The sequence below is a fragment of the Nocardiopsis nanhaiensis genome (assembly GCF_054778635.1).
In genome coordinates this window covers 19,493-36,598 of the sequence record NZ_BAAGZJ010000054.1, presented here as the reverse complement: position 1 = coordinate 36,598, position 17,106 = coordinate 19,493, and the positions used below count along the sequence as shown (strand labels likewise).

17 protein-coding genes are annotated in these 17,106 nt (G+C 70.4%); 11 read left to right on the top strand and 6 right to left on the bottom strand.

Features of this window, described 5'->3' with window-relative positions:
• Positions 1–9: 9 nt before the first annotated feature.
• Both ACYVD1_RS23020 and ACYVD1_RS23015 read right to left on the bottom strand, forming a co-directional pair.
• A complete protein-coding gene (locus ACYVD1_RS23020) occupies positions 10–420 on the bottom strand; it encodes a VOC family protein (RefSeq protein WP_460776540.1) in 411 nt (136 codons plus the stop codon).
• A 50-nt stretch (positions 421–470) separates the two neighbouring features.
• Positions 471–644, bottom strand: a complete 174-nt coding sequence (locus ACYVD1_RS23015) for a hypothetical protein (RefSeq protein WP_460776537.1) — start codon at positions 642–644, stop codon at positions 471–473.
• Between the two features lie 47 nt (positions 645–691).
• Between ACYVD1_RS23015 and ACYVD1_RS23010 the strand changes: the two genes are divergently transcribed.
• The 8 genes from ACYVD1_RS23010 (at position 692) to ACYVD1_RS22975 (ending at position 7,305) form a co-directional block, all read left to right on the top strand.
• Complete coding sequence (locus ACYVD1_RS23010) at positions 692–943, top strand: helix-turn-helix domain-containing protein (protein ID WP_460776534.1); 252 nt, start codon at positions 692–694, stop codon at positions 941–943.
• Positions 944–1,059: 116 nt separating this feature from the next.
• A complete protein-coding gene (locus tag ACYVD1_RS23005; protein WP_460776531.1) occupies positions 1,060–1,266 on the top strand; it encodes a hypothetical protein in 207 nt (68 codons plus the stop codon).
• A complete protein-coding gene (locus tag ACYVD1_RS23000) occupies positions 1,263–1,835 on the top strand; it encodes a DNA-3-methyladenine glycosylase I (RefSeq protein WP_460776529.1) in 573 nt (190 codons plus the stop codon). Before ACYVD1_RS23005 ends, ACYVD1_RS23000 begins: the two co-directional genes overlap by 4 nt.
• Before the next feature lie 65 nt (positions 1,836–1,900).
• The gene (locus tag ACYVD1_RS22995; RefSeq protein WP_460776526.1) at positions 1,901–2,737 is read left to right on the top strand and encodes an NAD(P)H-binding protein; all 837 of its coding nucleotides are present in this window, start codon (positions 1,901–1,903) and stop codon (positions 2,735–2,737) included.
• 267 nt (positions 2,738–3,004) lie between these two features.
• The gene (locus tag ACYVD1_RS22990; protein ID WP_460776523.1) at positions 3,005–4,051 is read left to right on the top strand and encodes an ATP-binding cassette domain-containing protein; all 1,047 of its coding nucleotides are present in this window, start codon (positions 3,005–3,007) and stop codon (positions 4,049–4,051) included.
• Complete coding sequence (locus tag ACYVD1_RS22985; protein ID WP_460776520.1) at positions 4,048–4,917, top strand: ABC transporter permease; 870 nt, start codon at positions 4,048–4,050, stop codon at positions 4,915–4,917. Before ACYVD1_RS22990 ends, ACYVD1_RS22985 begins: the two co-directional genes overlap by 4 nt.
• A gap of 141 nt (positions 4,918–5,058) precedes the next feature.
• Positions 5,059–5,844: a TetR/AcrR family transcriptional regulator gene (locus ACYVD1_RS22980; protein WP_460776517.1), complete on the top strand. Its 786-nt coding sequence runs from the start codon at positions 5,059–5,061 to the stop codon at positions 5,842–5,844.
• Positions 5,845–5,907: 63 nt separating this feature from the next.
• On the top strand, positions 5,908–7,305 hold the full coding sequence (locus tag ACYVD1_RS22975) for a coiled-coil domain-containing protein (RefSeq protein WP_460776516.1): 1,398 nt from the start codon (positions 5,908–5,910) through the stop codon (positions 7,303–7,305).
• Here ACYVD1_RS22975 and ACYVD1_RS22970 read toward each other — a convergent pair.
• The 4 genes from ACYVD1_RS22970 to zwf all read right to left on the bottom strand — a co-directional run bounded on the left by ACYVD1_RS22970 (position 7,274) and on the right by zwf (position 12,169).
• Positions 7,274–7,921 carry an FMN-binding negative transcriptional regulator gene (locus ACYVD1_RS22970; protein WP_460776512.1) on the bottom strand — a complete coding sequence of 216 codons (648 nt, stop codon included), beginning with the start codon at positions 7,919–7,921 and terminating at the stop codon, positions 7,274–7,276. The two genes, ACYVD1_RS22975 and ACYVD1_RS22970, sit on opposite strands and share 32 nt — an antisense overlap.
• 94 nt (positions 7,922–8,015) lie before the next feature.
• Positions 8,016–8,654, bottom strand: coding sequence for a bifunctional 4-hydroxy-2-oxoglutarate aldolase/2-dehydro-3-deoxy-phosphogluconate aldolase (gene eda / locus ACYVD1_RS22965; RefSeq protein ID WP_460776509.1), 639 nt, complete (start codon positions 8,652–8,654; stop codon positions 8,016–8,018).
• Positions 8,655–8,783: 129 nt separating this feature from the next.
• Entirely contained in the window at positions 8,784–10,694 is a 1,911-nt protein-coding gene (gene edd / locus ACYVD1_RS22960) for a phosphogluconate dehydratase (protein WP_460776506.1), read from the bottom strand.
• On the bottom strand, positions 10,691–12,169 hold the full coding sequence (gene zwf, locus ACYVD1_RS22955; RefSeq protein ID WP_460776504.1) for a glucose-6-phosphate dehydrogenase: 1,479 nt from the start codon (positions 12,167–12,169) through the stop codon (positions 10,691–10,693). Before zwf ends, edd begins: the two co-directional genes overlap by 4 nt.
• 258 nt (positions 12,170–12,427) lie before the next feature.
• On the opposite strand from zwf, the gene ACYVD1_RS22950 reads away from it, so the two are divergent.
• From ACYVD1_RS22950 to ACYVD1_RS22940, 3 genes are all read left to right on the top strand, one after another.
• On the top strand, positions 12,428–13,615 hold the full coding sequence (locus ACYVD1_RS22950) for an ROK family protein (protein WP_460776502.1): 1,188 nt from the start codon (positions 12,428–12,430) through the stop codon (positions 13,613–13,615).
• Positions 13,616–14,130: 515 nt separating this feature from the next.
• Positions 14,131–14,811: a hypothetical protein gene (locus ACYVD1_RS22945; protein ID WP_460776499.1), complete on the top strand. Its 681-nt coding sequence runs from the start codon at positions 14,131–14,133 to the stop codon at positions 14,809–14,811.
• Positions 14,812–15,274: 463 nt separating this feature from the next.
• Positions 15,275–16,906, top strand: a complete 1,632-nt coding sequence (locus ACYVD1_RS22940; RefSeq protein ID WP_460776496.1) for an LCP family protein — start codon at positions 15,275–15,277, stop codon at positions 16,904–16,906.
• Positions 16,907–17,106: the final 200 nt, after the last annotated feature.

The following is a 17,106-nucleotide window of genomic DNA, read 5'->3' as shown; positions in this document are numbered from 1 at the left end:
GGCCTGTGGTCACGCGGGGGTGAGGAACTCCAGCCGGTTTCCGTTGTTGTCGTGGGTGTGGAACCGGCGGTAACCCGGGAAGTTCTCGTCCCAGATGATCTCGTACCCGGCGGCGGTCACGCGCTCGGCGAGGACGTCGAGCTCTCGGACGAGGATGCCCGGGTGGGCCTTGCGCTGCGGAACGAAGTCCTTCTCCACACCCAGGTGGATCTCCACGGAGTCGGCACGCACCCACAAGCCACCGCGCGCGGCCAGGACCGGGGGCTTGGGGATCTCGACGAAGCCGAGGACGTCCACGTAGAAGGCCCGGCCGGCGTCCTCTTCACCCGGGGGCATGGAGATCTGGACGTGGTGCAGCCCGAAACCGAGTCCGGTGGCGGTATCGGGGGCGGGGTTGGGAGTGGGAGACGGTGTGGCCATGAGTACCTCTCTCGTGGTTTCGGGGGACCACTTCTTCGGCGGGGACGGGGTCAGTCCAGCGCACCGCTGCCCAAGCGGGCGCGGGCGAACACCTGGCGGAAGTCGGCCCGGGCGATGACCGCGCTGCGGCCCACCGTGCGCGCGGCCTGGAGTGATCTGGTTCTTCGGCGGTGCAGGCCCCGTCCTTTCAGGGCGGGGATGGCCGCCCGGCCGGGAATTGTCACACCCTCCCGCTGCGGTCCTGTCCAGGATCGAGGGGGAGGTGTGTGCTGTGCTGACGGGTTTCCGGTACCGGCTGGCGCTCACTGACGCCCAGGCTGGCCAGTGTGCCGAGTACGGCGCGATCTGTCGGGCGGTGTGGAACACCGCTCTGGCCCAGCGCCGCCACATCATGGACCGGTGGAAGCGCGGCTATGCCACTCTCTACTGCGGCTACCACCTCCAAGCTGGGCAGCTGGCCCAGGCCAAGACCGAGGAGACCTGGCTCAAGGTCGCCCCGCGCACATCCTGCAGCAGACCCTGAAGGACCTGGACCGGGCCTGCGCCCAGCACGACACCTTCGACGTCAACTTCCGCGCCAAGCAATATTGGAAGCCCTCCTTCCGCTTCCCCGACGGGCCCCGCATCACCGTCCAGCGCTTGGGCCGCACATGGGGGCAGGTGAAGCTGCCCAAACTCGGGTGGGTGCGCTTGCGCTGGTCGCGCGCCCCGAAGGGCACCATCCGCTCGGCGACCGTGAGCCGCGCCGTGGCGCACTGCGTCCGCCGCCGATCCGGCGAACTGTCCGAGGGAACCGGGACGATGGCTGCTCCCGTCCGCACAACCCCGCCGAGGAGCGCCCTGTGACCGATACCGACGACTCCCGCTGCGCCTGGGCCCGGAACACCTCCGAGCTGATGGCCGCCTACCACGACACGGAATGGGGGCGCCCTTCACACGACGACCACTACCTGTTCGAGATGCTCGTCCTCGAGGGCGCCCAGGCAGGTCTGTCCTGGTCCACGGTGTTGAACAAACGCGAGAACTACCGGCGGGCCCTGGACGGCTTCGACGTCGAGCGGATCGCCTCCTACGGGCAGACCGAAACGGAGCGGTTGCTCGCCGACCCGGGGCTCATCCGCAACCGGCTCAAGATCGCCTCTGCGGTGCGCAACGCCCAGGCCTTCCTGAGGGTACGCGAGGCCTTCGGGAGCTTCGATGCGTACCTGTGGGAGTGGGTGGACGGAACACCGGTGGTCGGCCGCTGGAACGAACCCGGGCAGGTGCCCGTCACCACCGAGCTCTCGGACCGGCTGAGCCGCGATCTCAAGCGGAGGGGATTCAACTTCGTCGGGAGCACGATCGTCTACTCGTACCTGCAGGCCACCGGGCTGGTCGAGGACCACCTGACGGGCTGCCCCGCCAAGCCCGCCTGAGAACTCTCCACGACGAATCGAACCTTCCCGTACACTGTACTGTACAACCTACGAAGGGCAGGGCCATGACCTATCTCGTCACCGGGGCGACCGGCACCGTCGGGAGCGAAATCGTCCGTCAACTCGTGGACGCGGGGCATCCCGTACGCGCCCTCACCCGGGACCCGGCACGGGCCCTCGCTCAGGGGAACGTGCCCGAGGGGGCGGAAGCGGTCCGCGGCGACCTCACCGACCCCGAATCACTCCTGCCCCACCTGAAGGACACGTTCGGGCTGCACCTCATCACCTTCGGCGGCGACGACTTCGCCCCGCTGGAGACCGGTCCGCGTCTGGTCGAGCTGGCCGAGGCAGCTGGCGTGCGACGGGTGACGGTACTGTCCGATTTCTACGATGGCGGTGTCCAGGAGGCACTGCGCGCAAGCGACCTCACCTGGACCTTCCTCAGCCCGGTCGAGTTCATGGCCAACCTCCGCGACCACTCCGAGGAGGTCCGTACCGAAGGCGTACTGAGGTCGGCGGGCGACCACCCGAGCGCCATGGTGCACGAGGCCGACATCGCCGCGGTGGCGGTCACCGCCCTCACCGAAGACGGCCATGGCGGCCAGACGTACCTCATCACCGGCCCGGAAGCGCTCACCCCCGCTGGCCAGGCCCGGCAGTTGTCCACCGCGACCGGCCACGAGGTCACCCCGGTACAGCTCACTCTGGAGGAGACGGCCCAGCACATGCGCGCCCAGGGCTACGACGAGGAATACGTGGACTTCGCCGTGATGCTGGCCACCAACCCGCCAGAGGAGGGCAGCCGGGTCCAGGACACCGTCCAGCGCGTTACCGGCCGCCCCGCCCGAACCCTCGCCCAGTGGGCCGAGGAGAACGCGGCGGAGTTCCGACCCGAAGGCTGAACACCCCCGGCGGGCCCGGCGGGCACCTGCGGACACCCGGCTGGCCGCGGCAGGTGCTCGGTGCGGCGCCCCGGACATCCCGGGGGCACCGTGCCCACCCCCCGAAACAAGGGCTGGGGCACTCCCATCGCCCTTGGCGACCGATCCCCTGACCTGCCCAGACAAGAAATCCCAGAAAACTTTATGCCATAAGGAATCATCACCCCGGGCCGCGCGTTCCCTTGTTCGTACGCTGTACTGTACGTAGTACGAACCGGGAGGACCCCTATGGCACGGGCAACATCCACACCGACACGGACACCGGCGCACTCGCCGACAGCGGTGAGCGCACGGGGGCTCGGCAGGAGGTTCAAGGACAAGTGGGCCCTGCGCGGGTTCGACCTGGAGGTCGGCCGGGGAAGCGTCCACGGCCTGCTCGGACCCAACGGGGCCGGGAAGTCGACGGCGGTCCGCGTACTCACGACCCTGCTCCGACCCCACGAAGGCACGGCCGAGGTCGCCGGGCACGACGTGGCCGCCCAGGGGCCCCAGGTCCGCTACCGGATCGGGCTGGTCGGCCAGCACGCCGCCGTCGACGAGATCCTCAGCGGCCGCCAGAACCTGGAGCTCTTCGGCCGCCTGTACCACCTGGGCGGCCGCGCGGCCGCCCGCAGGGCCGACGAACTCCTGGAGCGCTTCGGCCTGACCGACACCGGCAAGCGGCCGGTCAGCACCTACTCCGGCGGAATGCGCCGCAGGCTCGACCTGGCCGCCGGGATGATCCTCAGCCCGCCCGTCATGTTCCTCGACGAGCCCACGGTCGGCCTCGACCCGCGGGGCCGCGACGAGGTCTGGTCCGCGGTGCGCGGTCTGGTCAGCGGGGGCACCACCGTCCTGCTCACCACCCAGTACCTGGAGGAGGCCGACCAGCTGGCCGACCGCGCCTCGGTGATCGACACCGGCCGGGTGATCGCAGAGGGCACACCCTCGGAGCTCAAGGGCCGGATGGGCGGTGACCGGATCGACGTGGTCCTGCGCGACGAGCACTCCCTGGACGAGGCCGCCGCCCTGGTGGAGCGGGCCACCGGCCACAGCGTTCGGATCGAGAGGAAGGAACGCCTGCTCAGCGCCGAGGTCGACGACCGCGCGGCCGCCCTGACCCGAGCCGTGCGCGCCCTGGACGACCGCCGTGTAGCCGTGGCGGACGTCGTCCTGCGCCAGCCGACCCTCGACGAGGCCTTCCTGCACCTCACCGGCGGCGACCAGTCCACCGGCACGGACCAGCCAACCGCTACCGACCAGTCCCGAGCGACCAAGACGGAGGCAGGCCGATGAACGACGTCCAACACCCCACCGACACGACCGGCACCGTCCCGCCCGCCCCTGCGCCATCCGCCGTCTCCGGCCCCTTGGCCCGCCTGGGCTGGGCCGCCGCCGACGGCTGGACCGTCGCCCGGCGCGATGTCACCCACTGGCTGCGTCAGCCCTGGGAACTGCTCTTCGGGCTGCTCTTCCCGGTCCTCATGGTGCTGATGTTCGTCTACCTGCTCGGCGGTGCCTTGTCGGTACCCGGCGGCGGGGACTACACCGAGTACCTCATGCCCGGCATGTTCGCGATGGTCATGGTGTTCGGCCTCGGTGAGACCGTCACCGCCGTGACCACGGACTCCAGCCGAGGGGTCACCGACCGGTTCCGTTCGATGCCCATGGCCTCCTCGGCCGTGGTCGTGGGCCGCTGCCTGGCCGATATGCTCCGCTCCACGATCACACTGGTCATCCTGATCGGCTTCGGGATGCTCGTCGGCTGGCAGTGGCACGGCGGCGCCGCCGCTGCCCTGGCCGGGTTCGGGCTGCTGCTCCTGCTGCGGTTCGCCCTGGTGTGGCTCGGGATCTATGTGGGCCTGCTCATGCGCGGCCAGGGCGGCATCGCCGTCATCCAGACCCTGGAGTTCCCGATCGGGTTCCTGTCCAACGCGTTCGTGGCCACCGCGACCATGCCGGTGTGGCTGGGCACGGTCGCCGATTGGAACCCGATGTCGTCCACCGTGGCGGCAGCACGTGAGCTGTTCGGCAACCCGGCAGTGACCGGTGACAGCTGGATCACGCAGAACGCCCTGCTCATGGCGGTGGTCTGGCCGTTGCTGCTGGTCGCGGTGTTCGCGCCCCTGTCTGTGCACCGGTACCGGAACCTCAGCGGCTGACCTCTGCCCCGCACGCTCCCGCACGCGGCGCGCCCGGCGGGCCGGCCCTCGTCGGCCCGGTCACGGATCGCGTGTGGGAGCGGCGTTCCCCGGGCGTACACTGGCCCGTACGCCCTACGGCCCCAGTACCAGGACGGTCCGATGCCCCCGCAACCCAACAAGAGCGGCGACCCCGCGCGCAGCCTGGCCCTGCTGTGGCGCACCCAGGAACCCTCGAGCCGCCGCCGGGGCAAACCCGGTCTGAGCGTCGACCGGATCGTGCGGGCCGCCACCGAGCTGGCCGACTCCGAAGGGCTCACCGCACTCTCGATGCGCAAAGTGGCCGAAGCACTGGACGTGGGCACGATGTCGCTCTACACCTACGTCCCAGGCAAGGGCGAGCTCATCGACCTGATGGTGGACGCCGCCTACACCGACCTGGACACCGGCGACCGCTCCGGCACCTGGCGGGAACGGCTCCGGCGGATCGCCCACGGCAACCGGGAGCTGTACATCCGCCACCCGTGGATGCTCCAGACCGTCACGGTACGCCTCCTCGGGCCGAACCTCATCGCCAAGTACGAACACGAGCTCTCGGCCGTGGACGGGCTCGGCCTGACCGAGGTCGAGATGGACTCGACGGTCAGCCTGGTCAACGGTTACGTGGAGAGCACGGTCCGAGCGACCTTGGGCGCCGACCAGGTGGCGCGCGAGTCCGGCATGGACGACGAGGAGTGGTGGCGCACCTACGACCCGCTGCTGGCCGCCCTGGTGGACAGCACGCAGTACCCGACCGCCTCCCGTGTGGGTACCGCCGTCGGCCAAGCACACCAAGCCGTCTACGACCCCGAACACGAGTTTGCGTTCGGCCTGGACCGGGTCCTCGACGGCGTGCAGGTCCTGGTAGACGCCCGCTCCACCGCCTCGGGCGCCGAACCGGACGGGTAACCTGGAACTTTTCGGGCGGCTGGCGCGCCCCAACAGGCAGACCTACCCCGGGAGCTGTCGCGGATGTTCTTCACCTTCCTTCTCTGTGCCGTCGCCGCCTTCTTCTGCTGGCGCTTCTACGCCCGTCACGCGCGGCAGCGCCGTGCGCTCATCGCGGAGATCGACGAGGTCCGCGGGCGTTTCGAGGAGCCCGGTATGCGGTTGCTCCGCCTGCTCGAGTCCCTGGAACGCGACCTGGTGCTCATCCGCGGCGGGCACGTCGCCGAGGAGGCCGCCGAGATCATCGGGGACGACGAGGTACTGCGCGAGGCCGAGGAGCTCGCGAGCCGGCACGCGGAACTCACCAAGGAACTCTCCGAGCACGGCCACAGCCACAGCCGGCGCGATCTGCGGGAGCGGGAGGAGTCCTGGCGGGAGTTGGCGGAGGCCGTCGGGGATTTCCTCCCGCGGCTCCAAGCGGAGGAGGCCCGTCTGGCGGCGGTGATCGCCCGGACGGGTCGCTTGCCCACGCGAGTGCAGGACGCGGAGCGCCTCATGGGCGAGGTGGAGGCTGCGGGCGCCGCCGGGGAGGAGCGGGGGTTCGTCGTGCACGGAGAGCTCACGGTGCTCTCCGACGCCGCCGAACGCCTCAGGGAGATCCGGTCTCTGGTCGACGGGCGGCGACTCGTGGCGAGCGAGGAACCGCTCACCACACTGCTCGGGGACCTGTCCGGCGCCAAGGCGGCGCTGCGCACCCTGGAACAGCGGTGGGAGGCCCTCTCCGAACGCGAGGCCGTCCTGAGGGGGGCGCTCGAGCGCCTGCACCGGCAACGCGACGAGGCGGGGGCGGTCCACCGCACCTTGGTCGCGGACTTCGCCCACGAGATCGGGCAGGACATGGGCGCGCGCATGGCGGCGGGCGCATCCGAGCTGACCGCCGCGGAACGGCACCTGGACGTCCTGGCGGCCGAGTTGAACAGCGCCGACGTGCACGGGGGCGAGGCTGCGGCGGAGGCCGCCGAGGTAGCTCAGGAACGGGCCGAAGAGGCCTTCGCCGCCCCGGCCGAGCGGCGGGACCGGGTCCGGGAGCTCAGCCGGACGCTGCCGGGGTACCAGCGCTCCGGCATCGAGCACGCGGGGCGGATCGAGGCACAGGCGCAGGAGTCCGAGGGGACCCGTCCGCTCGTGCCGGTGGCGGTCCTGCTGCGGGAGCAGATGGAACGCTTGGACATGAGCTCGGAGAAGCCCGCCTGGCTCACCCTCGAGCTGCGTGTCGCCGAGGTGGGCGCGTCCCTGAACCAGCTGGAGAGCGCCGTGCAGGAGGTGGCGCAGGCTGTGCGCTCCACCCGGGCGGCGCTGAACGACGCCCACCGCAAGCTCTGGGCCGCCCGCCGTGCCCCGGACACGGACCGGACGGCCGAACGGATCGCCGAGGGCGTGACGTCCGCGGTCAGGGCCGCTGCCAAACGCCCCGCTCCCTGATCCGTCGCCTCTGCTGCTCCGCGGCCCCGGTGTCGCTTCCGCCCCGACCGGTGAGGCTGTCCGCGATCCGCTCCCGCTGAGCCAGTTCGTGCTGGTCGTCGTACTTGAACTTGGCGGCGGCCTCCTCCACGTGCAGGACCAGGCCGCGGATCCCGGAGAGCATGCGGCCGTACGGCGGGCCGTCGGGGGTGACTTCGGCGTGGTCGCCGTCGGGCTGGAAGTGGGCGAGCTGCCGCGCGAGCAGATCGGCTTTGGCCCGGGGTTCGTCGAGGATCTCGGCCCGGCAGGTGAACCGCACCGCCGAGTAGTAGCTGGTGGGGACCCCGTCGCGCGGGTCGGTGCCGGGTTTGGCCCGCCAAGTGCCCGGGATGAAGGCGTAGTCGTCGATCACGGTGAAGGTGACCGGATCGCCTTCTCCGAGCGCCCGCCACACCGGGTTCGGGCGGGCCAGGTGGACGAGGAGGGCGTCGGGCACCGGGGCGGCGTGGGTGGGTACGACGACGGGCGGTCCTCCGTCGGCCCCGTTGACGGCGAGCTGTCCGAAGTCCCTGCCCTGGGCGATCCACCCCCGCCACTCCTCGTCGCTGACCGCGGCGTCCCAGGGATGGATGAGCATGAGAAAACCTCCCGTATTAATATGCGGAATACTACATATTATTACGATAAGTTTCCAGGGGTAATCCCGCCCGGAACAGGGTCGGGCACGCGGATCAGGGACGCAGGGCCGCTGCCTGCCTGGAGAGCTCGGTGATCTCGTCCCAGCGGCCCTCGGCGACCAGGGCGGCCGGGGTCAACCAGCTGCCGCCGACACAGCCCACGTTCGAAAGGGCGAGGTAGTCCGCGGCGGACTCGGCGGTGATCCCCCCGGTCGGGCAGAACCGGAGCTGCGGCAGCGGACCGGTGAGGGACTTCAGGAACTTCGCCCCGCCCGACGCCTCCGCGGGGAAGAACTTGAGCTCGGTCATGCCCAGCTCCAGCAGAGCCATCGCCTCGGACACCGTGGCCACCCCCGGCAGGGACGGCAGACCGGTGTCGGCCATCGCCCGGGCCAGGTCGGGCGTGCACCCGGGGCTGACCAGGAAGCGCGCCCCCGCCTTGGCCGCCGCGGCCGCCTGCTCGCGGTCGACGACGGTTCCCGCGCCCACCACGGCCTCGGGCACCTCCGCGGCGACGCGTTCGATCGCGGACAGGGCCCCGGGCGTCCGCAGGGTCACCTCGATGCCCGGCAGGCCGCCCGCCACCAGGGCGCGGGCGATCGGCACGGCGTGCTCGACGTCGTCGACCACCACAACGGGCATCACCGGGGCAAGGGCGAGGACGTCCTCACCGGTACGGGGGATCGTCGTCATGACTGTCTCCAAAAGGTCGGTTCTGCGGGGGTCGGTGCTGTGCGGGTCGGTACGGGGTGATGTCGGGGGCGCCGCCGACGCGTGGCGGTCGGTGGCGCCCCCAAAGGCTCGGGCATCCGGAGAACGGCGCTACGCGCCGAAGACTCCGGCACCGGTCTCGGCCGGGCCGACCGACCCGCGCAGGGCGGCGAACAGCTCGCGCCCGGTACCCGTGGAGGAGTCCACCGTGGGACGGGCGTCCTCGCGGCCGCCGAGGTCGGCCAGGACCTCCAGTGTCCCCCGGACCGCATCCAAACGGATGGGGTCGCCGTCGCGGACCTTCGCCAGCGGCCCGCCCGCGTCGGCCTCGGGCGAGACATGGATGGCGGCGGGCACCTTGCCCGAGGCCCCGGACATCCGGCCGTCGGTCACCAGCGCGACCTTCTGCCCCTGGTCCTGGAGGACGGCCAGCGGCGGGGTGAGCTTGTGCAGCTCGGGCATGCCGTTGGCGCGCGGCCCCTGGAAGCGCACCACCGCGACGAAGTCGCCGGTCAGCTCACCGGCGGTGAAGGCGGCCTGGAGCTCGGCCTGGTCGGCGAAGACCCTGGCGGGGGCTTCCACCACGTGCCGTTCCGCCGCCACCGCGGACACCTTGATCACGGCGCGCCCGAGGTTGCCCTCGAGCATGCGCAGGCCGCCGTCGGGGGCGAAGGGGTCCTCGACACCGCGCAGCACCGTCTTGTCCGCGCTCTCCTCGGGGCCGTCCATCCAGGTCAGCACGCCGTCGTCCAGCTGGGGGACCTGGCGGTAGCGGTTCAGGCCGGGGCCAGCGACGGTGCTGACGTCCTCGTGGAGGAGTCCGGCGTCGAGCAGAGTGCCGATGAGGTAGGCCATGCCGCCCACCTCGTGGAACCGGTTCACGTCCGCGGACCCGTTGGGGTACATGCGCGTGAGCAGCGGCACGGCTTCAGAGAGGGCGGCGAAGTCGTCCCAGGTGAGCTGGATGCCGGCGGCTCGGGCGATGGCGACGAGGTGCAGCGTGTGGTTGCTGGAGCCGCCGGTGGCCAGCAGGGCGACCACCGCGTTGACGATCGCCTTCTCGTCGACCTGCTCTCCGACCGGGGTGTGGTGCTCGGTGAGGGCGGTCTGCCCGAGGACGCGCCGTCCCGCCTCCTCGGTCAGGGCCTCGCGCAGCGGGGTACCGGGCTGTTCGAAGCTGGCGCCGGGCAGGTGCAGGCCCATGACCTCCATGAGCATCTGGTTGGAGTTGGCGGTGCCGTAGAAGGTGCAGGTGCCGGGCGAGTGGTAGGACTCGGACTCGGCCTGGAGCAGCTCGCGGCGGTCCACCTTGCCCTGCGCGAACTCCTGGCGGACACGCGCCTTCTCCTTGTTGGGCAGGCCGGAGTGCATGGGGCCGGCGGGCACGAACGCCACGGGCAGGTGGCCGAAGGAGAGCGCGCCGATCAGCAGCCCGGGCACGATCTTGTCGCACACGCCGAGCATGAGGGCGCCGTCGAACATGTCGTGGGACAGGGCCACGGCGGAGGCCATCGCGATAACGTCCCGGCTGAACAGGGAAAGCTCCATGCCGGCCCGGCCTTGGGTGATGCCGTCGCACATGGCGGGCACGCCGCCCGCGAACTGCGCGACGCCGCCAGCCTCGGAGACCGCCTTCTTGATCACCGCCGGGTAGGTGTCCAGCGGTTGGTGGGCGGAGAGCATGTCGTTATAGGCCGAGACGATCGCCAGGTTGGGTGTGACGTCACCGGCCAGGGAGAGCTTGTCGCCCACCCCGCAGGCGGCGAAGCCGTGTGCGAGATTGGCGCAGCCCAGGGCGGTCCGGGTCGGACCCTCCCCCACCGCCTCGCGGATGCGGGAGAGGTAGGCGGATCGGGTCTCGGCGCTGCGTTCGGCCAGTCGACGGGTGACCTCGGCGACGACGGGGTGGGTGCTGCCACCGGAGTTCCTTGCATCCGGGGTTCCGCTGCCGGGGGTACCGGTGTCCGGAGCGCTGGTTCCCGGTGTGCCGTCGGCCGGGTTGCTGGGGGTGTGCGCGGTCATGGCTGCTCCTCTTCGTGCCACGTGCGGCCGGTTCGGCCGATGAGCCGGTGTGCGCCAGCGGGGCCGGCGCTACCGGCGGTATAGGCCTCCGGTGCGGTGCTGAGGCCGTTCCAGGCCTCGATGATCGGGTCCACCCAGCGCCACGCGGCCTCGACCTCGTCGCGGCGCATGAAGAGGGTGGAGTCCCCGGCCAACACGTCCATCAGCAGCCGCTCGTAGGCCTCGGGTGAGCGGGTGGCGAACGTGTCGGCGAAGCTCAGTTCCAGCGGGACCGGACGCAACCGCAGCGCTCCGGCTCCGGGGGTCTTGGTCAGCATGGTGAGGTGTATGCCCTCGTCCGGCTGGAGCCGGATGACGAGGCTGCCCGAGCCGGAGACCGACCCGGTGCCGGGGAAGATGGTGTGCGGGACGTCGCGGAAGCGGATGACGATCTCGGAACGGGCGTGCGACATGCGCTTGCCGGTGCGCAGGTAGAAGGGGACCCCGGCCCACCGCCAGTTGGCGACCTCGGCGCGCAGGGCCACGAACGTCTCGGTGGTGCTCGTCTCCGAACCGCCCGCCTCGTCCAGGTAGCCGTCGACCTCGTCGCCTTGGACCGATCCACGGGTGTACTGGCCGCGCACGGTCTGTTCCGTGATGCGGTTGTCCGTGATGGGGCGCAGGGACTGGAGGACCTTGAGCTTCTCGTCCCGGACGGCCTCGCGGTCATAGCTGGCCGGGGGCTCCATGGCGGTGAGGCAGAGCAGCTGCAGCAGGTGGTTCTGGACCATATCGCGCATGGCCCCCGAGGTGTCGTAGTAGCCCCGACGACCGCCCACGCCCACGGTCTCGGCCGCGGTGATCTGCACGTGGTCGATCCACCGGGAGTTCCACAGGGGTTCGAGGAAGACGTTGGCGAACCGCAGGACGAGCAGGTTCTGCACGGTCTCCTTCCCCAGGTAGTGGTCGATCCGGTAGGTGCGCGACTCGTCGAAGACCGCACCGACCTCGTCGTTGATCGCCTTGGCGGATTCCAGGTCCCGCCCGAGGGGCTTCTCCATGACAACGCGGGACTCCGGGGTGACCAGCCCGGCCTCCTGGAGTCCTTGGCAGATGGCGCCGGAGATCATCGGCGGCACCGCGAGGTAGAAGACGCGGTCGCGGCCGGGGGTGAGCGCGGCGGCGAGGTCGTCCCAGCCGCCCGTGTCCCCGCCGACGTCCACGGTCACGTGACTGAGGCGGCCCAGGAAGCGGCGCATGACCTCTGGCTCGGCGACCTGGACGGCGCGGTGGCCGCGGACGGCGGAGTCCGTCTTGTCCCTCAGGTCGGCGTCGGTGAGCCCGTCCCTGGAGACCGTGATCACCCTGGTGCCCCCGTCCAGGTGGCCGTCGCGGTCCAGGAGGTAGAGGGAGGGGAGGAGTTTACGCATGGACAGGTCACCGGTACCGCCGAAGACCACCAGATCGGTGGGGCGGGGCGCGGGCTGCTGCGGCATTCGGTTCGCTCCTGCGGAGTGGAAGAGGTGATGCGCGACGGGGGCGGCCGAGGACGGGCGGACGGCGCTGCACGCACATGGGACACAGCGGTCCTGGAACACAGCGGTCCTGGGCTCCGGGCCGTTGACCGGGGGGTCATACTGCTCTGTTTCGACCTTAATCGCGCTATGGTAAAAATCCAAGCACACTTCAGAACATTAATTTACATAAGTGAACGGCCTTCGAGGCGCCCAGCTGAGTGAATGGTTCAATGAGGCATGGCCAGAACCCCCGGACGCTTGTCCTCCACAGCCACCAGCGGCCACATCCTGGCGATGATCCGCACCGGCAGCGCCACCAACAGGTCGGAGATCGCCCGCACGACGGGGCTCTCCCGCCCATCAGTCGCCCTGCGGGTCACCGAGCTGATGAACCACGGTCTGGTGACCGAGGGAACCCGGGCAGTCTCCAGCGGCGGGCGGCCGCCCACACTCCTGGAGTTCAACGCGTCCTCCGGACTGATCCTCACCGGGGCCCTCGGCATGGCCCGCAGTCAGGCCGCCGTGTGCGACCTCGACGGGCGGGTACTCCTGCGCACCCCCGGATCCCCCGACATGGAGCAGGGCCCCGACGCCACGGTTCCCTGGCTGCTGGACACCTGGGCCGATCAGGTCGCCGAACTGGGCCGTTCACCGGAGGACGCCCGGGGCGTGGGCATCGGCCTGCCGGGCACGGTGGAGTTCCACACCGGGCGGGCCGAGGACCGCCCCTTCCTCGGCAAGTGGGCGGGTGTGGCCCTGGCCCCGATGATCGCCGAGCGCTTCCCAGCCCCCGTGACGGTCGACAACGACGTGAACGTGATGGCGCTGGGCGAGCACATCGCCGGCGGGCACGGGCACACCGACGACATGGTGTTCGTGAAGGTCTCCACCGGGATCGGCGCCGGGCTGGTCTCCGGCGGCAACCTGCTGCGCGGCGCGCTCGGCGCGGCCGGCGAGCTCGGCCACACCCCCGTGCGCGAAGGGGGCGGACTGCCGTGCCGGTGCGGCAACACGGACTGTCTGGAAGCCGTGGTGGGCGGTCGCCGTCTGCTGATGAGCGCCGCTGAACAAGGCCGGGAGGTCTCGGGGCTCAAGGAGCTGGTGGCGCTGGCCAAGGAGGGCGACCCGGTGGCGGTAACACTGGTGCGCGGGGCCGGACGCCGGCTGGGTGAGGCCCTGGCGGGCGCCGTCAACCTGCTCAATCCGGAAGTGATCGTGCTCGGCGGCGACCTGTCCGAGGCCTACGACCACCTGGTGGCGGGGGTGCGCGAGGTGATCTTCCAGCAGTGCACCGCCCTGGCCACCCGCCAGCTGCGGATCGTTTCGAGCACCCTGTGGGACGACGCCGGCGTACGCGGCTGCGCGGCTATGGTCAGTGAGGAGATCATGTCACCGGAAGCCGTGAACAAGATCCTGGCTGGCTAGGGCGTGTTCGGGGGATGCTGCCCGTCGCGAGCGGCGTATCCAGTGGTGCTGGCACAAGGCCGAAGAAGGAGTCAGCCCGGGTTTGGCTGTCGACTGAGAGATGCGCAGTGCAAGTGCCGCTGGGGCGACGCGCAGCAGGGTATGTGTCCGCTGAACATGCCCTAGTGCCGCGGAGCCGAGGGTCACGCGGGCCACGGTGAGCGCTGGGCGGCCGGGTGGAGCGGCCGGGCCCGGTGGTCCGCATGGCCGGGGGAGGCCACGGCCCACAGGAACGGGAGCGTTTATCGGCCCCGGGGGCGGGCAAGCGGTACATAAGGGCGAAGTGTCGACAATACCCTCGATCCGCACTGACCTGCGATGGCGCCGTTTCCGCGAGCGCCCTGATTGTCATGACACTTGACAACAAGTACCGAACTGCCGAATAGTCACGCACCCGAGTACCGCCCCCCGTAACCCCGCACCCCCGTCACCCCGTGGCCAAGAGCCGTGCGGTCCACCGCCCGGAAAGGTCTCCCGTGCTAAACCTCGACACCTCCATCGTGTTCGCCCTGTTGCTGGGCGCCGGTATCAGCCTCGTCACCAGCGCTGCCGTCACCGCCCTCCACGCCGCGCAGATCCGCCGCGCCGAGCTGCGCTCCACGAACCGCAGCTCCGCACGCAACCTCACCAGCGTCTTCATAGCGGAACGCGACGGCGACGGCGAGACCTCCGACTTCCTGCGCGACGCGGAGATCACGGTCATGTCGATGACCGACCGCAAGACCCGTGAGCGCCTCGCCGGTGTCATCCGCCTGCTGCGCGAACACGATCTCCCCGAGGTCCAGCAGCTGAGCGGGATCAACGCCGACACCGCCAAGCGGCTCCTGTGCGACCACGCCCTCGACATCCTCGGTGCGCACCTGCGCTCGGAGCGCCTGCCCGAGGTTCCCTCCGTGATGCGCAAGATGCTGAGCGTGGAGGGCGAGGCCCTGAGCATCCACTCCGGCGAGGCCCCGAAGCCCAGCGCACCGATAGAGAAGAGTTCGGTCACCCAGCGCCCCCGCCACACCGGCACCGGCAAGGGCACCGGCTCCACCACCCGCAAGTCCACCAAGGCCGCCAAGCCCGCCCCGAAGCCGTCGGGCAAAAGCGGCGGCCGCACCACCGGCACCGCAACCGAAGAGCCCACGAAGGAGAGCGCCTTCTGGGACGACTGATCCCGAGAAGAGGCGACAACGCTGGATTTTTGCACCAGATCCCGCGCCAGCACTGAGAACCCGCGTTTCAGCGGCGGGTCAGAAGTGATTCTTGTGGACACAGATGAGAAAGTCGGGCACGAAAGCCTTAGCAGTCTGGCACCCGGCGAAGGAATTGTGCGGCGCAATTGTGGTCAGGAACCGCGCGCATGGACAACCCGAGCGCGCACTCGGCGAGAACTTCACCTAGGATCGCTGCTACGCGCAGGTTCCGGTGTCTTCGGCAACCCCTGTACGCCGCTGCCCCCGCCTTCCCCACGAATGCGGCAAGCCCCCTCGGTGACTTTCCGGTCAGGATTCCGGACCGCCCGCGCGCATCCCCCGCGCGACCTCCGCCCTCCCCTGGACACGGACGCGTGGCCCGCACGGGTCGGTGTCCGGCCGTTGGTACGCCCAGCCGTCCGAACTCACCGAGATTGTCACGATGCCCGCTGACGAGAACTCCGCCGACTCCGGCGAGGACCACGCCCAAGACGAGACACCGGACCGCCCCGAGCCAGAGAGCCCGGAAGACCTGGAGATCCCGGAAGGCCCAGAGAGCCCGGAACACCCGGAGAGCCCGGGGGAGCCCGACACCGTCGTCATCGACACGGACCAACCGGTAGAGACGTCCGGGGGCGCGGGAACAGGTTCCGAGGCCGAGGGAGCGCCGACCGGCGAACCGGCTCGAAGTCCAGCCGACGGGTCCGCCCAAGAGACCGAGGACGTCGAGAACACCGAGGACATCCAGGCATCAGAGGACACGGAGGTGGCCGAGAGCGCTCAGGCGTCGGGTGACACCGAGAAACCGCGGGACGCTGAGAAGGCCGGTGACACCGAAGAACAGGGGATAGGCGGCACCGGGACCGGAGCGGCCGTGCGGACCAAGCGCAAGCGGCGCAAGCGCAGGGTGGTCCTGTGGGTCGCCGCCAGCCTGGCGCTGATCATGTGCGCCGGAGCCGCCACCGCGTACGGGTACTACCACTTCCTGCGCTCCGGCATGGTGCAGCACGACATCGACTCCCTGCTCGCCGAGGAGGAGCGGCCGGAGAAGATCAACGACGCGGTCAACGTCCTCTTCATCGGGTCGGACGGCTATGAGGAGGACAGCCCCGCCTACACGGAGGAGTTCGAGGGCGAGCGCTCCGACTCCCTGATGCTCGCGCACATCTCACCGGACAACCGGGTCTCGGTGGTCAGTTTCCCGCGTGACTCGCTGGTGCAGCTCCCGGAGTGCGACGCCTACGGCCAGACCGACGGCACCTACGGCTACTTCGGCATGATCAACTCCGCGCTGTACCACGGCGGACCGCCCTGCGTGCTCAAGACCGTCGAGACCCTCACCGACATCCGGGTCGACCACTTCGTCCACCTGAGCTTCGCGAGCTTCCGAGACGTCGTGGACGCCATCGGCGGCGTGGAGATGTGCATTCCGGAGCCGATGGAGGACGACCGCGCCAACCTCGACCTCGATGAGGGCCAGCAGACCCTCGACGGCGAACAGGCCCTGTCCTTCGTCCGTGCCAGATACGAGATCGGAGACGGCGGTGACATCGGCCGCATCGACCGGCAGCAGATGTTCCTCGCAGCCCTCGCCGACCAGGCGACCAGCAGCGACGTCCTCACCAGTCCGAGCAAGCTGAACGGCGTCCTGCAGGCCGTGGCCCAGCACAGCGCCACCGACCGCGAACTGACCCTGGACCGCATGGTGTCCCTCGCGGTCACGATGGCCGACGCGGACCTGTCCGACATCGAGTTCCACACCGTGCCTTGGTATCCGGCGCCGTACGACCCCAACCGGGTCATGTGGAACGAGGAGGACGCCGCCGAACTGTTCGATGCGGTACGCGAGAACCGGCAGCCGCCCGAGCTGCTCGCCGCGGACGACTCCTCCACCCCCCAGGAGCCGCCGACGGACGCGCCGACCCCCGCGGACGTGGAGGGGTTGGCGGAGGACGCGGACGGGGCCGGGGACGTCGATGCCAATCCCTCCGCACGCGCGGGCGAGGGCCGGGACGCCACGTCCAACCCGTGCGACGACGGCCTCGGCTTCGGTACTGACGAGGACGACGAGTAGGCACCGCACCGGAGCACGGCCTCTGAGGCCTCCGGGCCAGAGCACACGGGAGGCCCTCGCCGCGGCGAGGGCCTCCCGTCGTCCGTTCCGCTCATGCGCCTCCCCGCCTCCGGCCCAGGGGTGTCGTCTCGGCCGGAGGGGAGGGAGGGTGCCTCGGGCGGCGGGGACGCGTCCCTCCCGCCGGTACGCGCCGGGAAACC

Bases quoted from the DNA above. Each gene is read 5' to 3' on its own strand.
- ACYVD1_RS23020 (WP_460776540.1), bottom strand. From the start codon at position 420: ATGGCCACACCGTCTCCCACTCCCAACCCCGCCCCCGATACCGCCACC.
- ACYVD1_RS22995 (WP_460776526.1), top strand. From the start codon at position 1,901: ATGACCTATCTCGTCACCGGGGCGACCGGCACCGTCGGGAGCGAAATC.
- ACYVD1_RS22990 (WP_460776523.1), top strand. From the start codon at position 3,005: ATGGCACGGGCAACATCCACACCGACACGGACACCGGCGCACTCGCCG.
- ACYVD1_RS22985 (WP_460776520.1), top strand. From the start codon at position 4,048: ATGAACGACGTCCAACACCCCACCGACACGACCGGCACCGTCCCGCCC.
- ACYVD1_RS22980 (WP_460776517.1), top strand. From the start codon at position 5,059: ATGCCCCCGCAACCCAACAAGAGCGGCGACCCCGCGCGCAGCCTGGCC.
- ACYVD1_RS22975 (WP_460776516.1), top strand. From the start codon at position 5,908: ATGTTCTTCACCTTCCTTCTCTGTGCCGTCGCCGCCTTCTTCTGCTGG.
- ACYVD1_RS22970 (WP_460776512.1), bottom strand. From the start codon at position 7,921: ATGCTCATCCATCCCTGGGACGCCGCGGTCAGCGACGAGGAGTGGCGG.
- eda (WP_460776509.1), bottom strand. From the start codon at position 8,654: ATGACGACGATCCCCCGTACCGGTGAGGACGTCCTCGCCCTTGCCCCG.
- edd (WP_460776506.1), bottom strand. From the start codon at position 10,694: ATGACCGCGCACACCCCCAGCAACCCGGCCGACGGCACACCGGGAACC.
- zwf (WP_460776504.1), bottom strand. From the start codon at position 12,169: ATGCCGCAGCAGCCCGCGCCCCGCCCCACCGATCTGGTGGTCTTCGGC.
- ACYVD1_RS22950 (WP_460776502.1), top strand. From the start codon at position 12,428: ATGGCCAGAACCCCCGGACGCTTGTCCTCCACAGCCACCAGCGGCCAC.
- ACYVD1_RS22940 (WP_460776496.1), top strand. From the start codon at position 15,275: ATGCCCGCTGACGAGAACTCCGCCGACTCCGGCGAGGACCACGCCCAA.